Genomic DNA, 18,422 nt, shown 5'->3' on the forward strand with positions numbered 1-18,422 from the left:
GAGGCCAGTTCCAGGCTAGGCACCACGCGGAACCCTTCCGGAATGAGGGTCATGGGGCTCCGTGCCTGCAAGGTTCAGAGCACCACGAGTGCAGACGGTGATCAGGTCATCTGAATGCGAATCAGGCTGTCCCACAGTCGCGTTGGCAGGATCCGGCTGGCGATCACTGAGGCCGACTGGTGACCGCAGAGGTAACGAGCTGATGGGCTGGGGTCGGTGAGGGCTCGCTCGATTGTTAGTGCCACCTCTAGCGGCTGGGAGGCACCCCGGTAGACCGCATCCCAGCTCTTGCGAACGGCACGCATCATGTTGCCGTAGGTGCTGCAAGACAAAGCCCCCTCGATCGAGGGGGCAGCCACATTGGCAAAGTCGGTAGCTATCACGCCCGGCTCAACCACCACCACGTTGACGCCAAAGGCCTTGAGCTCGAGTCGCAAGGCATCACTCAGGGCCTCCAGCGCAAACTTGCTGGCCCCATACCACCCCGATCCGGGTGAAACCCAGCGACCGGCAATAGAGGAGATATTGACGATGCGACCACGACCTCGCTCGCGCATGGCAGGTAACAACTGCTGGGTGAGCCCCATCAGCCCAAAGACGTTGACTTCGAAAATCGCCCGGGCTCGATCCAGGGGCAATGTCTCGAGCGGACCCACTTCACCGAAGCCGGCGTTATTGACCAGCGCATCGAGCGCACCCACCTTGGCGGTGAGCTGCTCAGCGAGCTCGCGGCGTGAGTGCTCATCGCTGAGATCCAACGCCATCACCTCGGCACCCAAGGCTGCCAAGGGCTCCATTGCTTCCAGCCGCCGAGCAGCGGCAAACACACGCCAGCCGCGCTCTAGCAAAAGGCGGGCTGTCTCCGCACCAATTCCGCTGGAGGCTCCGGTTACAAGAACGGTTGGGGCTGGCATTACAAGCTCTGAATTGAAATCACAAAACGAAGATCCCGATGGAAAAAACCTTTCCTAAACTAATCGCACTTCAAATTGGGATTCTTACTAGACGCTGTCGTCCCGCTTAAAGCATTTTGTCGACACGCTTAAAGCTGTTGCCATTCTACTCGACGACGCAGCAGCTCGTTATTTGATGCCCAGCTTGGTGCATCCGCAGGTTCCCAAGGGCGCACCTATGTCGGACCATGCCAACGCCGCCTTCAGCTGAGCTCCAGCGAGGACAGCTCCAGCTCGCGGCCTTGCAGAAGCCGGCGGCTGAAGCTATCGCAGCGGAAACAAAGGCAATCGCCCTGTTCGCTATCGAAGCCCTGCTGACAGGACTCACAAAAAAAGCTGGCGATCACAACCTCAATGCGCAGCTCGGCGCCAGAGGCGATCGTGCCGGCCATCACCACCGTGTGCGCGAAGCGCAACGCCTCCGGTTCCACCCCGGCCAGGCTGCCGATGCGCAGGCTGATCGCGCACAGCCTCCATCAGACTGAGTTCATGCATGGCGCAGCAGGGTCAGGGCCTGCGTGGGCGCGGGCGCACGGGCGCACGGGGGCACGGGGGCACGGGGGCACGGGGGCGCAGCTTGACTACCAAAACTCCAGCGTGAAAGTCTGCCTCAATTCATCAACCATACGTGTCCGCGCTTATATCTTGAGGCCCAGCTCCCTGGCAATACTGGGGCGGCGATCCACCAACTCCTTAGCCGCTTCAGGGATGATCAAGATCATCTCAAGGTCTTGAGTGGCATGGATAGCCACAGGATTGGGCCGATGACCTGAACCATCGAGAGCCGAGGCATCAGCATTAGCCGCGATAATGGAATAAAGAACCATTAGCCTTGTAGCAGGCAAAATCTACAATTTTTACAAGCCCCTTTGCTTTTGTATTAATAGCCGCATTGGCGATATCTGCGATGCTTAATATCGCAACAGGGCCCAGTCACCAGACCCATGCCAAAGCCAACCTCCTTCTCAATCGAGCAAATAATTACACCGCTTTCGGGGGCCTACCAGGAATAAGTGATTGCAGTCCAATAGATCATAATGTTTTTGACAGGCGAGGAGGGAGCTGATCTTTGCAATAGCTATTAATGGAATTTAACCAGACCCCTGGAATTAACTAGGCAGCAAGCTCACAACTCCAGTGCCAATATCACAATAGGAACTATGTATAGCCAGCTTCCCTTCTGCTTCTGCGAATTTCAGCACATCGCTGCGTCTGGTGAGCTCGGTTGCTGAATGGCGAGCGTTGGCCTGAACAGCTTTGCTCAGATCATCACCACTTTGAAGACTTGCCTTGATCGGTGCCACTAGCTGCTCGAGCAAGGGCGTCAGCGGTGCCGTGTCCATGGCCGCCTTAACCGCGCCACAGCCACTGTGACCCATAACCAGTATCAATGGAGTACCGAGAACGGACACGGCATATTCCAAGGAAGCAATGGCCTCATCAAAAGCTGTGTTTCCTGCAGATCGCACTTCGAAGAGCTCACCGGAACCACAGGCAAACAACCAGCTGGGATCTACCCGGGAATCCGCACAAGACAATGTGGCCGCAAACGGCTTCTGCCCCTGGGCAAGCGCCGCAGGATCAATCTGACATTCGTTTTGCCAGATCCTGTTGAGCACCTGCATGCGCTCGACCGGTGTGGCGATGTCACTGGCCGCTGCCCAAGCCTTGGCGAAGCGCCCATTGCCGCTCATCAGGCGATCCAAAGCATCCTTTGGGGTGCACACCTGAAGGCTGGCCAGCAACTGGGCATCGATCGGATCGGAGGCCCAGGCACGCTGGGCCCCGATCATGGACCAGGCTGCCGTTGCCACACTGAACGCCGTGCCCGCCAGGAGATCGCGCCGGTTCATCCCCATAAGACCTGGCCAGCTGCTGGCACGTTAATCAACACCCCTCAGACAACACTAAAAGCGCAAATAAAGCAGGAAAAAATTTAGGAAGCTGAGCCCACCAGGCCATCTTTCCGTATTGAAGAAAACAAATTAAGGAGCCACTTCCACTCCAAAGAGCGCAGGTATGGGGCTCAGCTCATGCATGGCGCCTCAGCCAGCCCTGCATGAGCGCCTGGGCACGAGGCAGGGCTGCCTGGATCTCAACCGACAGAGTGTTGCCGTGCTCAAAAGCATGGGCCTGGAGGAGGAGCAGGCAGGCTGCAGGAGGTGCTGCTCCATGGCAAACCAAAAGAGGGGGGAGGCGAGCTCCTAATTGTTGGCGGCGATGACCTGATCCGCAGCAAGGCGTTGCTTAGCCAGGACCTAGTTAATCCTGCGAGCAGCTTCCGCAGCCCCTCCAGCAGCGACCATTTGCGCCGCCAGCGCCTGGGCTGCGGCCCGATAGGACGGGTCGGTGAGCACCTCCTGCACCGCAGCACGAATAGCGGTGGGCTGGGGGTGAGCCGTGCCGAGATCCAAGGAATCTCCGGTGCGTCGGAGACGAGCACATACCTCCGGCTTGTCCTCGCCGGCACCGGCCGTCACTAAGGGGCACCCCGAAGCTCAAGGCGGCCTGCACGCCCCGATAGCCGCCGTTGGCGATCATCAGGGCCACCTTGATTAGCAGGAACCCGTAAGGGATATAACCAGCCGCTCGCACGTTCGCAGGCAACGCGCCAAGCGCCTCAATGGATCCATCTGGCCGGCCGGTGGAGACCACCAGCTCAATACGCAGCGGCGTCTGGCCCGCCGCGTGGGTGGAGCAGGAGAGGCAGGGGTCAAAGCAGCGGATTCGGCCTGCAGCCGGTTGAGTAGGGACTCAGGAATTTCGGCGCCCTCGGCCAGCGGTGCCTCGCTCCACCCCGTGCTGGGCCACCAAGCTTTGCCGCAGGCCCACCTCCAGCCGCTCCGCCCCCCGCACAAAGCAGGAGGTACCACGACACACCACACAACGGTGCAATGGCGGAGGAACAAGCCGAAACAGGTGATAAAAACTGGCCACCCCCATCACATCGCTAAGGGGTCGCTGCATGGCAACCGCCAGCTGATGCAGCTCAGCTCGCGGCAGGTAGTCATGCCGCTGCTGCACAGCATGCAGGCGTTCGATCAGCGATGCATCCAGGGCATGGCAGCCGGGGCGATCAGGTGTCGTTGCCACCAAGGTCGTCCTCAAAGCCCTGATCGGGATCAAACTCGCTCCAGCCGGGGCTGGCGTCGTTAAAGAGTCCATAGCGGGCCGCCTCGTCATCCATCTGGGTATTGCCGGTGGGACGGGTGTCGCAGCTGATGCCGCCATCGGCGGTGGGCTGGCAGTTGTCAAACTCCACCCCAGCCCGGCCTGGCTGCCCCACGAGCAAACCAGTGCTGATGACCCCCACTGCAAGGGCTGATCGAAATATCAGAGCCATGGGAAATATCCGTGCCATGGGGATCGTCAACCAGAACGGCTTACTGGGATGATGGATCCGGTTTGGCCTCTGAGCGATGTACACGGACTGGACTGCCGTGATTTTGCTGCTGTTAACTGCGGCGCCCCTAGCCGTGGTAGTGGCTACCGCAGCCTTCTTCATTTGGCGGAAGAAGAAGCAGACAGGCTGACCTGAAGCCCAGCCTGTCCTTTGAGAATGGCGGCGACGGTGGTAGCACCAATTGCCTGAAGCACCTTGCCCTGCCCTAAGCAATCAAGGCAGGTGCGGTAGCGCTGATCGTCCAGCCGCAGCATGCCGCTGCCTCCGCATTGCTGACAGCGGCAGGAATTTGCGTGGCTTGCCCGCTGCAGGGGCCCATCGGAATAGGTCATCGAAATGTCCCCATTCGAGGACTTAGAGCTATCCACCAGTGTGATCTGCTTTTCCCCACTTGATCCCGAAACCTTCCTTAAGCCTGGGCGCCCCGGAGCACTTGGTCCAGCCGCTCTGAGCTGAGTTGCTGCAGTAATTCAGCGGCTGAAAGGCGGCTGCCAGCTGGCACCAAAGCCGCACTGGCAGCTAGCTGGCCCACCACTGCCGCTGCGTCCATGCCGAGCTGGTGGTAGCCCGCTAGCCCCTCGGCGCCCTCTCGCTTGCTGAGCCTCCGCCCGCTGCCATCGCACCAGAGCGGCACATGGCCGTAGCGGGGCGGGGGCGCGCCCAGGGCCGCCATCACTGCCACCTGGGCCCCCGTGGCTCCCCAGAGATCGTCACCGCGCACCACATCGCTAATTCCCAAAACCAGCTCATCCACCGCTGTGGCCAGGTGGTACGCGAGGTAACCATCAGCCCGGCGCAACACCACATCACCAACAGCAGCTGGCCCATCGAGCTCCCCAGGAGCGCCATAGCTCTCCAGCCAATGCAGGCTCCCGGGCTCCAGCCGCAAGCGCCAGCTGGGCAGTCGCCCCTGCACCGGCCCCCAGCCGCCACTGGCTGCCCGGCAGGTGCCCGGATACACAGCACCAGCACCGTGGGGCGCAGAGATATCGGCGAGCAGGCGGCGACTGCAGCGGCAGTGATAGAGCAAGCCATGGCGCCACAGGGCTGACAAGGCCGTGGCGTAGAACCCACGCCGCTCGCTCTGACGCAGCACCGGGCCGTCCCAATTGAGGCCCAGCCAGGCCAGATCGGTCAGGATGGAAGTCTCAGCACCGGCCCGATTGCGGGGCGTGTCGAGGTCGTCGAGGCGCAGCAACCAGGCGCCCCCCCGCAGCCGGGCGTGCAACCAACTCAGCAGGGCCGTGCGCAGGTTGCCGCGGTGCAGAGCGCCGGTGGGGGATGGGGCGAAACGGCCGCGATACCCCAGCTGGCGCTGGGCCAGACCGGCCTCAACCAGGGCCTGCAGGTGGGATGGCAGCGGCGCAGCAGCCAGCAGGGGGAAGCATCAGTGAGGGGCCCACTTTGCCCTGGGCACAAAAAAAGCGGCCCCTAGGGGCCGCCGTGGCAGGAATTACTTGCAACCAGATCAGCCCTGGACGCGGTCTTTGAACATCTTGCCGGCGGTGAAGGCAGGCACCCGCTTGGCGGGGATCTTGATCTTCTCGCCGGTCTTGGGGTTCAGACCCTGGCGGGCAGAGCGCTCACGGGGCTCAAAGGAGCCGAAGCCCAGGATTGACACCTTCTTCCCTTCTACGACCGAGTCGATGATGGTTTCGATGGCGGCGTCGACGACTTGGGAGACGTCGGTCTTGGTGAGCTCGGTGCGGGCGGCAACGAGGTTGACGAGATCAGCTTTGTTCATGGGAATAGGAAGCCTCGGGGGTGGCGGTCGTGTTGCGACGAAAGGTGGCGAGTCGGAAAACCCCGACCGGCCCTGAGATGAGCGCGCCAATGGTATGGGGCTCTGGCCGCTGCTGCAACACAGAAGTGCTCCGGCGCAACGGTTTTCGTGACAATTTCCCCACATGGGGGGTCCAAGGAGGCTCCAAATGGCTCAAAAGACGAGCCCAGACAGCAGCTCCGCACCCCCATTGACGAGTTTGTCGCCGCGCAGGGCACCAAGCCCACCACCACTGGCGATCCAGTCGGGAGAGCCGGCCGGCAACCAGCTGCGCAGCCGCTCCAAACTGGCCAGCTGGCGGGGCCAATGGAAGGTGCGCGCCGTGCGCAAGGGCGCCAAAGCCGCTGGTCCGGTTGGCAACAGCAATCGCCCACAAAACAGGCCATCGACTGCTCCAGCACGCACCAGCAGCACGCAGGAGCCCGGCGTGGGCCCTGGGGTCCAGAGCAGTTGGACCCCAGGCGCCAGGGTCAGCTGCTCGCCAAAGCTGGTGCACCCCTGCACACCCGGCAGCAGGTAGGCCTCCTGCTCCTGCACCAGCACAGACCAACCCAGGGCCTCCTGCCAGCGCCGGCAGCGGCCGTGGCCCTCGCGGCTAGTGAGCACAAGCCTGCCTGGCCCCACCAGCTCAGTGCGCTGGCGCAACATGGCCAAATTTGCCTCAGTGAATCCCGGACAATCCACCAGCAGATCTCCGCCACCTCCATAAGCAGCGGCCTCCAGCAGCCAGCTGCTTCCCCCCTGGCTATCGCGGCTGGGGGAGAACAGCCACAGACCAGGGCGCACCTGCTGGGGCGGCCGGCCGGATTCGGGGGGTTGGGTCAACTGGGTCAACTTGTTTATGCAGCGGGAGCGGGCAAAAACAGGGCAAGGAGTGGAGCGCGATCCGTCCGGAGACGGGCACCTCAGGCGACTGCCTGCTGCCCCGGCCAATATTCGCGCTTAGCGTCACCGCAGCAAGCTCGGCCCCTTGACGGTCCAATTCAACAGTCCTGAGCTAGCTCCACCCCCGAATCACCACCAAGGGATTCACATCGGCCATCCCTGGCCGCTGGGGGCAAGCCTCACCAGCCGGGGTGTCAACTTTTCGGTGGTGGCCCCTCTGGCCACCCGGATCGAGCTGCTGCTGTTCGCCGACGGTGAGGCGAGCGAGCCAGCGCGGGTGGTGGAACTGGACCAGCGGCACCGCTCTGCTGATCACTGGCATGTGGAGGTGGAGGGTCTGGGCCTGGGCAGCTGTTACGGCTACCGGGCATTTGGGCCGCTGCAGCCGGGCGGCCATGGCTTTAATCCGTCCAAGGTGCTGCTCGACCCTTGCGCCCGAGCGATCGCCGGCTGGCAGAGCTATGAGCGTGGCGGCGCCGTTGGGGCGGCACCCAACACTGGCCACTGCCTCAAGGGAGTGGTAACTGAGCGCGACCGCTTTGATTTCAGCCACGCCCCCCGGCCGCGCCACAGCTGGCAGAAGAGCGTCATATATGAACTGCACGTGGGTGGCTTCACCCAGGGACCGGGTTGTCCTGTGCCAGCGCAGCTGCACGGCAGCTTGCTTGGGCTGATTCCCACCATTCCCTACCTGAAGGATCTGGGCATCACCACCATCGAGCTGCTGCCGGTGATGGCCTTCGATCCCAACGACGCCCCGGCCGGACGCCACAACTATTGGGGCTACAGCCCCTTGAGCTGGATGGCGCCCCATCCCGACTATCTGGTGGGCGATGACCCGCTCAGCGGCCGCGACCAGGTGCGTCAACTGGTGACCGCCTGCCACCGGGCCGGCATCGAAGTACTGCTGGATGTGGTCTACAACCACACCACTGAGGGCAATCAGGATGGGCCCACCCTCAGCTGGCGCGGCTTCAGCGACCGCCTCTACTACCAGCAGAGCGCCAAAGGCGATTACCAAGATGTGAGCGGCTGCGGCAACACCATTGCGGCCAATCGGCCGCTGGTGCGGCGGCTGATCCTGGAATCGCTGCGCTGCTGGGCCACGGAGCTGGGAATTGATGGCTTCCGCTTCGACCTGGGCATCGCCCTCAGCCGCGGCGACAACCTGGCCCCCCTAGACGCGCCGCCCCTATTTGAGGAGATGGAAGCCGATCCAGATCTCGGCGACCTGAAACTGATCAGCGAACCCTGGGATTGCGGTGGCCTCTATCGCCTCGCCGACTTCCCAGCCCGCCGGGTGGCCACCTGGAATGGCCGCTTCCGAGACGACCTGCGTCGCTTTTGGAAGGGTGATGAAAAAACCTGCTGGACCATGGCCCAGCGCCTGAGCGGCAGCCCAGACCTTTTCGCCAACACACCGGTGCATCCGGGTCAATGCATCACCTTCTTGACCGCCCACGACGGCTTCACCATGGCCGATCTGGTGAGCTTCAACGGCAAGCACAACCTGGCCAACGGTGAGGACAACCGAGACGGCGATAATCACAACAACACCTGGAACCACGGTGTAGAGGGTCCCAGCTCCGATCCAGCCATCACGGCCCTGCGCGAGCGCCAGCTGCGCAATCTGCTCACAAGCCTGCTGCTCGCACCGGGAGTGCCGATGCTGTTGATGGGTGATGAGGTGCGCCGCAGCCAGGGCGGCAACAACAACACCTGGTGCCAGGACAACCCCCTCGGCTGGATGCACTGGCAACCCGATACGGGCGACCTGGCCCTGCGCCTGTTTCTGCAACGCCTGCTGCATTTACGGGCCCATCTGGCCGGGCTGTTCAACCCCGAGCTACCCCTTGATGACAAACCCATAAGGCGCAGCGGCGATCGGGGCCACCTCTGGCGCCAATGGCACGGTGTCGAATTAGCCAGCCCGGACTGGGCGAGCTGGTCCCACACCCTGGCCTGGAGCCTCAATGACAGTCACCAGGGGCCCTTGGTTTGGTGCGGCATGAACGCCTACAGCAAAGCGATGCACTTTGAGCTGCCCAGCTGCCGCCAGGGCTGGCTGCGGGTGATTGACACGGCCCTACCCCCCGGCGAAGACCTGCCTTCCGAGCCTGAGGCCTGGCTGCCCACCGGCGCACCCCTGCAAAGCCGCAGCCTGATGCTGCTGGTGGCTGCCCCCCTGCTGGAAGGCCGAAAGCTTTAAAGAGCGGGCGGCGGGAATCGAACCCGCATCATCAGCTTGGAAGGCTGAGGTTTTACCACTAAACTACGCCCGCGGCAGTACATGCGTACGAGTCACATGCCTGTTGCTGTTACCGAAGTAATCCAGCTCAGACATTATGGCCTGCCCACCCCAAGTCCTAAGCGGCCCCGATGATTACAGCTGAAGAACAGAGCTTGGGGCAGGCAGCCCGGCGTCGCCTGCTGTGGAGCTATGGGCTCGGCGACATCGGCACCGGCATGGCTGCCACCCAGCTGGGCTTCTACCTATTTGTTTTTTACACCGGTGTGGCCGGGCTGCCGGCCTGGATGGCGGGCCTGGTGCTGATGGTGCTGAAGGTGTGGGATGGCATCAACGACCCCCTAGTGGGCTGGCTCAGCGACCACACCAAGCACCCCTGGGGCCCGCGGCTGCCCTGGATGGCTGGCAGCGCCATTCCCCTAGGCCTGGCGCTGGTAGCGATGTGGTGGGTGCCTCCGGGGGGGGGACTGGCAGACGTTCGCAATTTTGGTGGTGATCCAGCTGGTGGCTATGGCGCTGTACACCTGCGTCAACCTGCCCTACTCGGCCCTAGCCGCCGAGCTCACCAGCTCCACCCAGCTGCGCACCCAGCTGAATGCCAGCCGCTTCACCGGATCGATCCTGGCTGGATTGGCCGGCTTGGTGCTGGGGGCCCTGCTGGTGGGCCAGGGCGCGGAGGGCTACCTACGTATGGGCTGGGTGTCCGGACTAACCCTCACGGTGTTCACCCTGCTGTGCTGCTGGGGACTAGCCCCCTTCGCCCGCAACTGCCAGCGCCCTACGGGCCACCCGGAACCGATCCGGCGCCAACTACAGCGCATCTCAGCCAACCCTCGCTTTCTCAAAGTGCTGGGGCTTTACCTGCTGCTCTGGTGTGCCCTGCAGCTGATGCAGCCGGTGTCGCTGATTTTCCTGGCCGTGGTTATGCAACTGCCGGAGAGCTGGAGCACTTGGATCCTGATTCCCTTCCAGCTCAGTGCCCTGGCGGGGCTGCAGCTATGGAGCCGGGTGGCAGGGCGCCACGGCCGTGTCTGCGCCCTGCGCTGGGGCACCGGGCTATGGATTGCCGGCTGCCTGGGGGCAAGCCTGCTGGTGCCCCTCGATGGCAGCACTGCTCCCCTGGGCAGCTTCAGCAATGGCATCTCCCTGGGCCTACTGGTGCTCACGATCATGGTTACGGGCCTGGGAGCCTCCACCGCCTACCTGATCCCCTGGGCCCTGTTGCCCGACGCGATCGATGCCGACCCCGACAAACCAGCCGGGCTGTACACCGCCTGGATGGTGGTGACTCAGAAACTGGGCATCGGTGTGGCCGTGTTTGCCCTTGGTAATGGGCTGAGCCTCAGCGGCTACCAGGCCTCCCTGGAACTGGCCCAGCCGACTACTGCCCTCACGACCATCCGCCTATGCATGGGCCTGATTCCGGCCGTGCTGATCGCCGCTGGCCTGCTGGTGATGCGACGCTGGCCGGAGAAAGGCCTGCACCGCCAGCCATGAAGCGCCCCGCCTGGCTGACAACACCGCGCTGGCTGCGGCGCCTGGGAGCCAGCCTTCTGGTTGGCGGGCAGGCGGTGAGCGCCATCGCCAAGGGGCGCATCGGCTTCAACGATCTGATGCAAGAGCTGATGGAAGCCGGCCCCGGCAGCTTCCTGATCGTGCTGATCACGGCCTTGGCTGCGGGCACCGTGTTCAACATCCAGGTGGCAGCGGAACTCTCCAAACAGGGCGCCAGCGCCACGGTGGGCGGTCTATTGGCCCTGGGGCTGTCACGGGAGATCGCGCCCCTGCTCACCGCCACCCTGCTCACCGGCAAGGTGGCCACGGCCTATGCGGCCCAGATCGGCACCATGAAGGTGACCGAGCAGATCGACGCGATCACGATGCTGCGCACCGATCCCGTGGAGTACTTGGTGGTGCCCCGGGTAATAGCCATGGTGATCATGGCGCCGGTGCAATGCCTGCTCTTCTTCTGGGTGGGGATCTGGTCGGGCCAGGTGAGCAGCACGCTGCTCTACAACATCCCCCCGGCGGTGTTCTGGAACTCGGTGCGCACCTGGATGGAGCCCGACGACCTGCCCTCGATGCTGCTCAAAGCTCTGGTATTCGGGCTGCAGATCGCCGTGATCGCCTGCGGCTGGGGACTCACCACCCGGGGGGGGCCCAAGGAGGTGGGCACCAGCACCACCGGTGCCGTGGTCATGATTCTGGTCACAGTCGCCCTGATGGACGCCCTGCTCACCTCGCTGCTGTTCACCTGATGACCTCCCCTGCTCCCGGAACTAGCGGCGTGGTGCTCGACCCCGCCTACGGCGTATCCCTTGGCGTGATTGGCCTGGGACTGGCAGCCCTGGCCCTATCACCACTGTGGGCTGGGGCCATCTGGCTCAGCCTGGTCGTAGCGGTGTTCGGTTTGTTTCTGCTGCTGCAAACCCGCCTGCTGCGGCTGGAGTTTGGCGGCGATGCCCTGCTGGTATGGCGTCAGCAGACCCTGCTGCGCCGCTTCCCATACCAGGAGTGGCTGAGCTGGACAATCTTTTGGCCGGGGCTGCCAGTGCTGTTTTATTTCCGTGAACAGGCCAGCATCCACTTCCTGCCAGTGCTCTTTGATGCAACCAGCCTGCGCCAGCAACTGGAGCAGCACCTGAGCCAGCTCCCCCCCGCAGCACCTCCCGATTCCCCAAGCGATGTCTGACGACCCCAGCCAGGCTTCCCCTACCCCTGACACCCCTGAGATCCCTTCACCAGCCCCCTGGCAGGAGCTGGCCCTTACGGAGCTGCAGCAGCAGCGCACAGCCCTGCTTGAGGAGATCCGCCAGCTGGAAGCTCGCCGCGGCCAGATCCAAAAGGAGATCGAAGCGAGCTTTGCTGGCCAGGCTGATGGGGTGGCCAGGCGGCTCAAGGGCTTCCAGGACTACCTGGTGGGAGCCCTGCAGGACCTCGCCGTGGCCGCCGAGCAGGTGGAGCTGGTGCCCCAGCAGGTGCTGGTGCAGCCCTCCCCCCTCGACCAGATCAGCAGCACAGCAGAAGCCAGCCAACCCTTAGCGGCTGTAGCGGCCGCAGGGCTGTTCGGCCCTGACGAAGTCCTGATTCGCGAGCGTCTGGCCGGCTTTGGCGGCCAGCCCGACTTCTACGCCGATCCCTGGCAGCTGCGCCGCACCCTGGATGCCAGCGGAGCCGCCCTGCTCGACGACTGGTTCCTGGGCCAGGGCGGCCGGGGTGCCCAGCCCAGCTGCGGTAGCCGCAGCCGCAATGCCCTGGTGGCCGCCGCCGCCATCGCCATCCTCGGCGAGCTCTATGGCGAACGCTTCCAAACCCTGGTGCTGGCCAGCCAACCGGAGCGCCTGGGGGAATGGCGCCGCGGCCTGCAGGACTGCCTGGGCCTTTCCCGCGAGGATTTCGGACCCAGCAGCGGCATCGTGCTGTTTGAGCGGGCCGATGCCCTGGTGGAGCGGGCCGACCGCCTCGAAGAGCGGGGCGAGCTGCCCTTCATCGTGGTGGATGCGGGCGAGCCGGTGATCGAGATCCCGATCCTGCAGTTTCCGCTCTGGCTGGTTTTCGCGGCCGGCCCCGGCGAACTTATGGCCGACGAAACCTATTAAGCCCAACCACCGTGACCCTGCCTGCAGCCGTGACCCTGCCAACAGCCGTGATCCTGCTCACCCTTGCCATGCTGATCGCCGGCTACCTGCTCGGCTCAATCCCCAGCGGTTACCTGGCAGGGCGCTGGCTGGCTGGCCTCGACATCCGCCTCGAAGGTTCCGGCTCCACCGGTGCCACCAACGTGCTGCGGGTGGTCGGCAAGGGGCCGGCCCTAGCGGTGTTCCTGGTGGATGTGCTCAAAGGAGCCGCCGCCGTGCTGCTGGCCAAGGCGCTGCTGCAGCCCCCTGGAGCACCGCTATTGGGCACCGGCACGAGTGTGACTGACACAGGTGTGGTCGCGGCGGGCTTAGCGGCCCTGGCCGGCCACATTTGGCCCATCTGGCTCAACTGGAAGGGGGGCAAGGCCGTGGCCACCGGGCTGGGGGTATTGCTAGGCCTGGTACCGGCGGTGGGCATGGCCTGTTTTGGCATCTTCCTCACCGTGTTGAGTTCCACCCGGCTGGTGTCTCTCGCCAGCGTGGTGGCGGCAATCAGCCTGCCACTTCTGATGGTGGGGGCCCATGGCATGCGGCTTGCTTATCTAGCCCTTGCCGTGCTCACTACTCTTGTGGTGGTAATGCGGCATCGCAGCAACATCCAACGCCTTCGCGCGGGCACCGAACCGCGCCTGGGCCATGCAAAGCCGGAATCCTGACCAATACCCTGCCCCAAACAACCCAATCCGCCCCTGGCTTCCTCCCTGTCGACCCTCTCCTCAGCCAACGTTTCACAAGCCAGGGTGACCCCGCGCTCCCTGGCATTGGTTCTGCTGCTTGCGAGCCTCTTGACCCAGGCCACCAGCCTGTGGACTGGCCACAGGGCCCTCAACAGCCAAGCCCAGCTTGCCCGCGAGCGAGCGAGATCAGAAGCCCTCGACCAACTCCAGGCTCAGCAGAACCACCTTGCCCTTGCAGAGCGCCTCCTGGGCAACCCTCTGGCCAATGAGAAAGTCCGAAGGGGTCTGATTTCCCAGATGGTCCAGGGGCAGCGTGCCCGCGATCAGTCCCTCCGCGACCTGCTGCGAGCCGACACGACGGAAAAACCCGCCGGCGTCGCCCATCAGCCCTTGTCGTATGCCCAACTGCAGCAGGCCCTCCAGCAATGGGACCGGGGCCATCACGCTCTGCTCAAAACCCAGGCACCCTTGCTGAACACGGGTTGGCCCCTAACCCCCCAGGAGCGAATCAGCCTGCCCGCCTTTCAGGCCATGCAACGCCTGGCCCAAGGCCGCCTACAAGCCCAGTGGACAGTGGCGGAGGCCCTGAAGCGAGTCCAGGAAGAAGAGCACAACAGCCAACAAATGACCCTGGCCAGTGTCAACGCCGACCTGAGCACCAGCCAGTCCTCTGGCCTGATAGCCCTGCTTCTTCTGCTGACAGGCGGGGGACTACTTCTGCTGAAGACCGCCACTACATCCGCAGCCGCCACCAACTGCACCACCGACAGCGACGCCAACGCCCAGCCTACACGAAAGGGGGACCATGAAGCGCCCGGCCGCCTGGCGGGAGCTTCCACGGAACCGACGGCTGCCCCAACCCAGCCAGGAGCGCCAGCCCAACCGAGCACAGATGTAGCAGATCTCGCAGGGCGATCAGCAGCTGTCAACGCCGTCACTGCTCCAACCACCGCATCGCCCAATGCGGTCTCATCATCTCTGGGGCCGACCATTCAGCCCCCAGGCCCCGGATCCCCCGGCACGGAGCTGGCGGTGGTGATCCAACAGCTGCTCGCCCTAGCGCCCGGCGTCGAAGCACTTCACGGGGCCCTCGTCCAGCTAAGCCAGGGCTCCACCTCCCAGCCCACCGCTGGCCTGCTCGCCGCAGCTCAGCAAGCCAGCGCACCGGCTGACGGACCAGCTAAGACCAACATCGATCCCACCGCGGCAGAGCTTCCAACCTGGACTGCCCTGCAGCAGACCCTCGAGGATTTGCTGCGCAATCCCTTCAAGCTGGAGGACCGGCAGCGACTCAGGACCCTGCTCCACCACCTACTCAAGACCGCCGGCCCCCAAGGCGACCCAGAGTTGGAACAGGCCTTCGCCAAGCTGATGAAGGAGAGCGGCGATGGTCGCCTGCCGGTGCCCTCCAGGGAGCTCCTACACGAACTGCTGGGACTGGTGCAACGGCCGAGAACAAGCGGTGGAACTTAGTCCCGCATGGGGCTCAGGCCAGCTGTCGGCTCCGTTCGGCGGCCGCCAGCACCGCCTCCAGCAGAGCCGAACGCACACCACCAGCCTCAAGGCGCCGCAGGCCAGCGATGGTGGTTCCGCCGGGACTGCTCACCATGTCCTTGAGCTGACCGGGATGCAGATCCTGCTCGTGTAGCAGAGCGGCGGTGCCCGCCAGGGTGCGGTGGGCCAGGCGGTGGGCCAGGGCCCGCGGCAGGCCGGCCGCCACGGCACCATCGGCCATCGCCTCCGACACCACCGCCACAAAGGCGGGCCCAGATGAAGTGAGGGCCAGAAAGGCATCGAGCTGGGCTTCAGGCAGCTCGTGCACCTCTCCCACCTGGGCGAAGAGCTGCTGCACCCAGCGGCGTTTGTCTGGGGGCACGTCGACGCCAAAGGCCAGGCCCGTGAGCCCCGCCCGCACCAGGGCCGGGGTATTCGGTACGGCGCGCACGCACTGCCAGCCAGGAAACAAACGCTGCAGCCGCGCCAGGGTGACACCGGCGAGCACGGAGATCAGCAGCCCGCCCGAACCAGCCGCCGCCGCCGGTGCTACGGCCTCGAGCTGCTGGGGCTTAACCGCCAGCAAAACCACCGGCGCAGACCAGGCTGCAGCTGCATCAGTAGCCACAGTCAAACCGTGGGTTTGGGCCAGGCCGGTGGCGGAGGCTTCGCTGGCAACAACGGCTCGCACACCCTCGCGCTGCACCAGGCCTGCTTCCAGCAGGGGAAACAGCAAAGCCTGGGCCATACGGCCCAGGCCCACTACGCCGAAGGTTGGCGTCACAGCCGGCCTAAATGACGGCGTCATGCCGGCCCCAGGCCGGGCTGGGGGCCGCGTCCTGCTGGGGCTCGCTGATCTCACGGTTCACGATCGTGGGCGAAGAGGCTTCGTCGCTGGCGGCGGTGGTCACCGTGACGCAGCTAGGCGCAAACAGAAAAATGCTTTCACCCACCCGCTCCTGGTGGCCGTCGATAGCAAAGGTGCCGCCTGCCACAAAATCCACGGCGCGCTGGGCCTGATCCGGCTCCATCATCGTGAGGTTGAGGATCACGGTCTTGCGGTCGCGCAAGGCCTGGATGGCGCGGGGCATTTCATCGAAGCTGCGCGGCTCCATCAGGGTCACCTCGGCAGAGGCCGTGGAAAGGCCGGGCATGCCGATCACGTTGGTGCCGGCAAAAGGATCGTCAGCACCGAAATCGGAGCTCAGGGCTAGGGCGCTGGAGCGACTGGTGTAGCTCGGCTCAGGCTGCTCGCCGCCGTCGTAATCGAGCTCATCGTCGTAGTCGCCATCGAGATAGTCGTCTCCTGAGACAACGGCACGCAGGCGGGAAAACAACGACACGAACCAAACCTCGCAAGTTTCTTTCCACCTGAATAGCGTCCCACACCAATCGCGGCAAGGCTTTCAAGCGGAGATTGGCACCTTGTGGGGAAACTATTGAATTTGGCGCGGCCCAAACAGGCCGCTACCAATGCGCAACCAGGTGCTGCCAGCTGCGGCAGCCTCGGGCCAATCGCCACTCATGCCCATCGAACGCTCCGGCAGGCCCAGCTGCGTCGCCAGGGCGTCGCACTCGCCAAACAGGGCCCGACGCTCGGCCTCGTCCAGGCCCAGGGGGGCCAGGGTCATCAGGCCCAGGGGCCGCAGGGGCGCCAGGCCACCCAACTCAGGCCAGTGTTGGCAGAGCTCAGCGGGCTCAAAGCCGGTCTTGGCGGGATCGGGGCGAAATTTCACCTGAAAAAAGACCGCTGGCTGGCGCTGCTCCTCGGCGGCGATGCGGGCAAGGCGTCTAGCCAGATCAAGGCTGTCGAGGGAGTGGATCGTGCCGAAGTGGCGCACCACACCCCGGGCCTTATTGGCCTGCAGCCGGCCGATGAAATGCCAGTCGAGGGGCGCCAGATCGGCCAGCTCGGCCTGCTTGAGCACCGCCTCCTGCAGGCGACTTTCACCAAAGCTGCGCTGGCCGGCGGCCACCGCTTCACGGATCCGATCAGCGGGCTGACCCTTGCTCACCGCCAGCAGGCGACAGCCTGGCGGCAGCTCGGCCTGGAGGGCGGCCAGTCGCCCGGCCAAGGATTCAGATGAAGGTCTGGTCAAACAACTGACGCCAATGGGCGTGGGCCTCGGGACCGTCGCGGCGGGAGCGCGCCAGATTTTGCTCAGCAAAGTGGCGAGCATCCATCAGCGGCACCACCTCAAAGGTGGCGCCACGGGGCTGCAGGGTGACGACGAAAAAAATGCGCTGGGCGTAGAGGGTGGCGAACAGATCCCGGCCTTCGGACACCGCCGCCACCCGATAGAGCATCCCGAAGGTGGGATGGTTTAGGTAGCGCTCCGGACTCACAAATGCGCTGCTCGTCAATGCGCTGCTCACCGATGCAATCGAACTTGGCCATTAAAGGTCACCGACTTTCCAACGCAGCAGGAGCATCAGCAGCAACAACCCCGCCGCCGTGGCGTTGAGCAGGCCCAGGCCCAGGCCCCGCCCCGCAACCGCTGGTCGCAGCAGCTGGTTGGGCGGCAGCCAGACCCCGCCGCGGGCCAGCAGCGCCTCAGCTCCCTGCTCGGCGCGCAGCAACACGTTGGCCAGCAGCCGCTCTCCCAGGGCCAGCACCAAGGCCAAGCCCCCCTTCCAGCCCAGCCGCTTGAAATTCACCGCCCGGGTTGCAATAGATCGCAACAGGTTTTGCAGCTCCTCCTGCACCAGGGGCAGGAAGCGCAGGGAAAGCAGCAGGGTGAAGCCAAGCCGCTCCACCGGCAGACCCAGCCGGGCCAAGGGCGCCAGCAGCCAGCTGATCGCCCACACCAACTGTTCGGGGGAGGTGCTGAGCAGCAGCAGGTTGGCGCTGTGCACCAGGGTGAATAGCAGCGTGGCGCCGTTGAGGCCCAGCTCAGCTGAACGGCGGGTCACCACCAGGGGGCCAGCGCGCAGCAGCACCCAGGGGGTGCCCGAGCGCTCTGGCGGCGGGCTGCCGGGGGGGGCGGGCTGGAGCCGCAACTCCGCCGGCGGCCGCTGCAGGGCTGCGGATGCCGCCGTGCCCGCCGGCAGCAGGGCCGCCAGGGCACCCACCAATAGGGCAAGGGCCAGTAGCAGCGGCAGGCTGCGGCGCCATAGCCGCCAGCTGAGCCCGCTAGCGGCGGTGATCAGCAGCAATAAGCCCACCAGACTGAGACGCCAGAGCGGTCCTGCCAGGATCGGCGTTACTAGAAAAATCAGGCTCCAGGCCAGCTTCAGGCGCGGATCAAGCCGGCGCAACCAGCTGCCGCCTGTGGCCGCCTCCGCCGGATCCGGGGCGGCAAATTGGCCGATGGGGATCTGGCGTAAAAAATCCACCTAAG

24 protein-coding genes, 1 tRNA gene and 1 pseudogene are annotated in these 18,422 nt (G+C 64.4%); 9 read left to right on the forward strand and 17 right to left on the reverse strand.

Annotated features, from left to right (window positions below; genetic code table 11):
* Nucleotides 1-101: 101 nt before the first annotated feature.
* The 4 genes from KBZ07_RS01420 to KBZ07_RS01435 all read right to left on the reverse strand — a co-directional run bounded on the left by KBZ07_RS01420 (nucleotide 102) and on the right by KBZ07_RS01435 (nucleotide 2,806).
* Nucleotides 102-914: an SDR family NAD(P)-dependent oxidoreductase gene (locus KBZ07_RS01420; protein WP_254929941.1), complete on the reverse strand. Its 813-nt coding sequence runs from the start codon at nucleotides 912-914 to the stop codon at nucleotides 102-104.
* A 242-nt stretch (nucleotides 915-1,156) separates the two neighbouring features.
* A complete protein-coding gene (locus KBZ07_RS01425) occupies nucleotides 1,157-1,384 on the reverse strand; it encodes a hydrogenase maturation nickel metallochaperone HypA (RefSeq protein WP_254929942.1) in 228 nt (75 codons plus the stop codon).
* A gap of 207 nt (nucleotides 1,385-1,591) precedes the next feature.
* Nucleotides 1,592-1,780: a hypothetical protein gene (locus tag KBZ07_RS01430; RefSeq protein ID WP_254929943.1), complete on the reverse strand. Its 189-nt coding sequence runs from the start codon at nucleotides 1,778-1,780 to the stop codon at nucleotides 1,592-1,594.
* A gap of 282 nt (nucleotides 1,781-2,062) precedes the next feature.
* Nucleotides 2,063-2,806 carry a carbonic anhydrase gene (locus KBZ07_RS01435; RefSeq protein WP_254929944.1) on the reverse strand — a complete coding sequence of 248 codons (744 nt, stop codon included), beginning with the start codon at nucleotides 2,804-2,806 and terminating at the stop codon, nucleotides 2,063-2,065.
* Between the two features lie 309 nt (nucleotides 2,807-3,115).
* Between KBZ07_RS01435 and KBZ07_RS01440 the strand changes: the two genes are divergently transcribed.
* Nucleotides 3,116-3,436 (forward strand): hypothetical protein, encoded by a 321-nt coding sequence (locus KBZ07_RS01440; protein ID WP_254929945.1) that lies wholly within the window; start codon nucleotides 3,116-3,118, stop codon nucleotides 3,434-3,436.
* Between the two features lie 271 nt (nucleotides 3,437-3,707).
* On the opposite strand, the gene KBZ07_RS01445 is transcribed toward KBZ07_RS01440, so the two are convergent.
* The 6 genes from KBZ07_RS01445 to KBZ07_RS01470 form a co-directional block, all read right to left on the reverse strand.
* Nucleotides 3,708-4,046: an NAD(P)H-dependent oxidoreductase subunit E gene (locus KBZ07_RS01445; protein WP_254929946.1), complete on the reverse strand. Its 339-nt coding sequence runs from the start codon at nucleotides 4,044-4,046 to the stop codon at nucleotides 3,708-3,710.
* Nucleotides 4,030-4,296 (reverse strand): hypothetical protein, encoded by a 267-nt coding sequence (locus tag KBZ07_RS01450; RefSeq protein ID WP_241518144.1) that lies wholly within the window; start codon nucleotides 4,294-4,296, stop codon nucleotides 4,030-4,032. The genes KBZ07_RS01445 and KBZ07_RS01450 overlap by 17 nt, the downstream gene beginning before the upstream one ends.
* A gap of 158 nt (nucleotides 4,297-4,454) precedes the next feature.
* Nucleotides 4,455-4,688: a hypothetical protein gene (locus tag KBZ07_RS01455; RefSeq protein ID WP_254929947.1), complete on the reverse strand. Its 234-nt coding sequence runs from the start codon at nucleotides 4,686-4,688 to the stop codon at nucleotides 4,455-4,457.
* Nucleotides 4,689-4,765: 77 nt separating this feature from the next.
* The gene (gluQRS, locus tag KBZ07_RS01460) at nucleotides 4,766-5,734 is read right to left on the reverse strand and encodes a tRNA glutamyl-Q(34) synthetase GluQRS (RefSeq protein ID WP_396123862.1); all 969 of its coding nucleotides are present in this window, start codon (nucleotides 5,732-5,734) and stop codon (nucleotides 4,766-4,768) included.
* Nucleotides 5,735-5,824: 90 nt separating this feature from the next.
* Nucleotides 5,825-6,100: an HU family DNA-binding protein gene (locus KBZ07_RS01465; RefSeq protein ID WP_006911342.1), complete on the reverse strand. Its 276-nt coding sequence runs from the start codon at nucleotides 6,098-6,100 to the stop codon at nucleotides 5,825-5,827.
* 192 nt (nucleotides 6,101-6,292) lie between these two features.
* Nucleotides 6,293-6,964, reverse strand: a complete 672-nt coding sequence (locus KBZ07_RS01470) for an MBL fold metallo-hydrolase (RefSeq protein ID WP_254929948.1) — start codon at nucleotides 6,962-6,964, stop codon at nucleotides 6,293-6,295.
* A gap of 202 nt (nucleotides 6,965-7,166) precedes the next feature.
* On the opposite strand from KBZ07_RS01470, the gene KBZ07_RS01475 reads away from it, so the two are divergent.
* On the forward strand, nucleotides 7,167-9,233 hold the full coding sequence (locus tag KBZ07_RS01475) for a glycogen-debranching protein (protein ID WP_254929971.1): 2,067 nt from the start codon (nucleotides 7,167-7,169) through the stop codon (nucleotides 9,231-9,233).
* Between the two features lie 2 nt (nucleotides 9,234-9,235).
* Here KBZ07_RS01475 and KBZ07_RS01480 read toward each other — a convergent pair.
* Nucleotides 9,236-9,306: transfer RNA gene (locus tag KBZ07_RS01480), tRNA-Gly, on the reverse strand.
* A 184-nt stretch (nucleotides 9,307-9,490) separates the two neighbouring features.
* Between KBZ07_RS01480 and KBZ07_RS16240 the strand changes: the two are divergent.
* The 6 genes and pseudogenes from KBZ07_RS16240 to plsY form a co-directional block, all read left to right on the forward strand.
* Nucleotides 9,491-9,670, forward strand: a pseudogene (locus KBZ07_RS16240) (MFS transporter); the annotation flags it as partial.
* A 112-nt stretch (nucleotides 9,671-9,782) separates the two neighbouring features.
* Nucleotides 9,783-10,769, forward strand: coding sequence for an MFS transporter (locus KBZ07_RS01485; RefSeq protein WP_315860130.1), 987 nt, complete (start codon nucleotides 9,783-9,785; stop codon nucleotides 10,767-10,769).
* Nucleotides 10,770-10,783: 14 nt separating this feature from the next.
* Nucleotides 10,784-11,530: an ABC transporter permease gene (locus KBZ07_RS01490; RefSeq protein WP_254929972.1), complete on the forward strand. Its 747-nt coding sequence runs from the start codon at nucleotides 10,784-10,786 to the stop codon at nucleotides 11,528-11,530.
* Nucleotides 11,530-11,964: a DUF3119 family protein gene (locus tag KBZ07_RS01495; RefSeq protein WP_254929949.1), complete on the forward strand. Its 435-nt coding sequence runs from the start codon at nucleotides 11,530-11,532 to the stop codon at nucleotides 11,962-11,964. Before KBZ07_RS01490 ends, KBZ07_RS01495 begins: the two co-directional genes overlap by 1 nt.
* Nucleotides 11,957-12,871: a DUF3086 domain-containing protein gene (locus tag KBZ07_RS01500; RefSeq protein WP_254929950.1), complete on the forward strand. Its 915-nt coding sequence runs from the start codon at nucleotides 11,957-11,959 to the stop codon at nucleotides 12,869-12,871. Before KBZ07_RS01495 ends, KBZ07_RS01500 begins: the two co-directional genes overlap by 8 nt.
* A gap of 29 nt (nucleotides 12,872-12,900) precedes the next feature.
* Nucleotides 12,901-13,566, forward strand: a complete 666-nt coding sequence (gene plsY, locus KBZ07_RS01505; RefSeq protein WP_254929951.1) for a glycerol-3-phosphate 1-O-acyltransferase PlsY — start codon at nucleotides 12,901-12,903, stop codon at nucleotides 13,564-13,566.
* 207 nt (nucleotides 13,567-13,773) lie between these two features.
* Here plsY and KBZ07_RS01510 read toward each other — a convergent pair whose 3' ends face one another.
* Nucleotides 13,774-13,971: a hypothetical protein gene (locus tag KBZ07_RS01510; RefSeq protein ID WP_254929952.1), complete on the reverse strand. Its 198-nt coding sequence runs from the start codon at nucleotides 13,969-13,971 to the stop codon at nucleotides 13,774-13,776.
* Between the two features lie 6 nt (nucleotides 13,972-13,977).
* On the opposite strand from KBZ07_RS01510, the gene KBZ07_RS01515 reads away from it, so the two are divergent.
* The gene (locus KBZ07_RS01515) at nucleotides 13,978-15,060 is read left to right on the forward strand and encodes a hypothetical protein (protein ID WP_254929953.1); all 1,083 of its coding nucleotides are present in this window, start codon (nucleotides 13,978-13,980) and stop codon (nucleotides 15,058-15,060) included.
* Between the two features lie 13 nt (nucleotides 15,061-15,073).
* Here KBZ07_RS01515 and proC read toward each other — a convergent pair whose 3' ends face one another.
* The 5 genes from proC to KBZ07_RS01540 form a co-directional block, all read right to left on the reverse strand.
* A complete protein-coding gene (proC, locus tag KBZ07_RS01520) occupies nucleotides 15,074-15,889 on the reverse strand; it encodes a pyrroline-5-carboxylate reductase (RefSeq protein WP_254929954.1) in 816 nt (271 codons plus the stop codon).
* Nucleotides 15,873-16,424 carry a cell division protein SepF gene (locus tag KBZ07_RS01525; protein ID WP_254929955.1) on the reverse strand — a complete coding sequence of 184 codons (552 nt, stop codon included), beginning with the start codon at nucleotides 16,422-16,424 and terminating at the stop codon, nucleotides 15,873-15,875. Before KBZ07_RS01525 ends, proC begins: the two co-directional genes overlap by 17 nt.
* Before the next feature lie 93 nt (nucleotides 16,425-16,517).
* Complete coding sequence (locus tag KBZ07_RS01530; protein WP_254929956.1) at nucleotides 16,518-17,156, reverse strand: YggS family pyridoxal phosphate-dependent enzyme; 639 nt, start codon at nucleotides 17,154-17,156, stop codon at nucleotides 16,518-16,520.
* A gap of 4 nt (nucleotides 17,157-17,160) precedes the next feature.
* Nucleotides 17,161-17,427 (reverse strand): PipX family protein, encoded by a 267-nt coding sequence (locus KBZ07_RS01535; protein WP_254929973.1) that lies wholly within the window; start codon nucleotides 17,425-17,427, stop codon nucleotides 17,161-17,163.
* Nucleotides 17,428-17,478: 51 nt separating this feature from the next.
* Nucleotides 17,479-18,417: a CbiQ family ECF transporter T component gene (locus KBZ07_RS01540; protein ID WP_254929957.1), complete on the reverse strand. Its 939-nt coding sequence runs from the start codon at nucleotides 18,415-18,417 to the stop codon at nucleotides 17,479-17,481.
* Nucleotides 18,418-18,422 lie beyond the last annotated feature (5 nt).

The organism is Cyanobium sp. BA20m-14 (genome assembly GCF_024346295.1).

Coding starts and splice junctions, on each gene's coding strand:
- KBZ07_RS01420 (WP_254929941.1), bottom strand. CDS start 914: ATGCCAGCCCCAACCGTTCTTGTAACCGGAGCCTCCAGCGGAATTGGT.
- KBZ07_RS01430 (WP_254929943.1), bottom strand. CDS start 1,780: ATGGTTCTTTATTCCATTATCGCGGCTAATGCTGATGCCTCGGCTCTC.
- KBZ07_RS01435 (WP_254929944.1), bottom strand. CDS start 2,806: ATGAACCGGCGCGATCTCCTGGCGGGCACGGCGTTCAGTGTGGCAACG.
- KBZ07_RS01450 (WP_241518144.1), bottom strand. CDS start 4,296: ATGGCTCTGATATTTCGATCAGCCCTTGCAGTGGGGGTCATCAGCACT.
- KBZ07_RS01455 (WP_254929947.1), bottom strand. CDS start 4,688: ATGACCTATTCCGATGGGCCCCTGCAGCGGGCAAGCCACGCAAATTCC.
- KBZ07_RS01465 (WP_006911342.1), bottom strand. CDS start 6,100: ATGAACAAAGCTGATCTCGTCAACCTCGTTGCCGCCCGCACCGAGCTC.
- KBZ07_RS01485 (WP_315860130.1), top strand. CDS start 9,783: ATGGCGCTGTACACCTGCGTCAACCTGCCCTACTCGGCCCTAGCCGCC.
- KBZ07_RS01495 (WP_254929949.1), top strand. CDS start 11,530: ATGACCTCCCCTGCTCCCGGAACTAGCGGCGTGGTGCTCGACCCCGCC.
- KBZ07_RS01500 (WP_254929950.1), top strand. CDS start 11,957: ATGTCTGACGACCCCAGCCAGGCTTCCCCTACCCCTGACACCCCTGAG.
- KBZ07_RS01510 (WP_254929952.1), bottom strand. CDS start 13,971: ATGGGCGACGCCGGCGGGTTTTTCCGTCGTGTCGGCTCGCAGCAGGTC.
- proC (WP_254929954.1), bottom strand. CDS start 15,889: ATGACGCCGTCATTTAGGCCGGCTGTGACGCCAACCTTCGGCGTAGTG.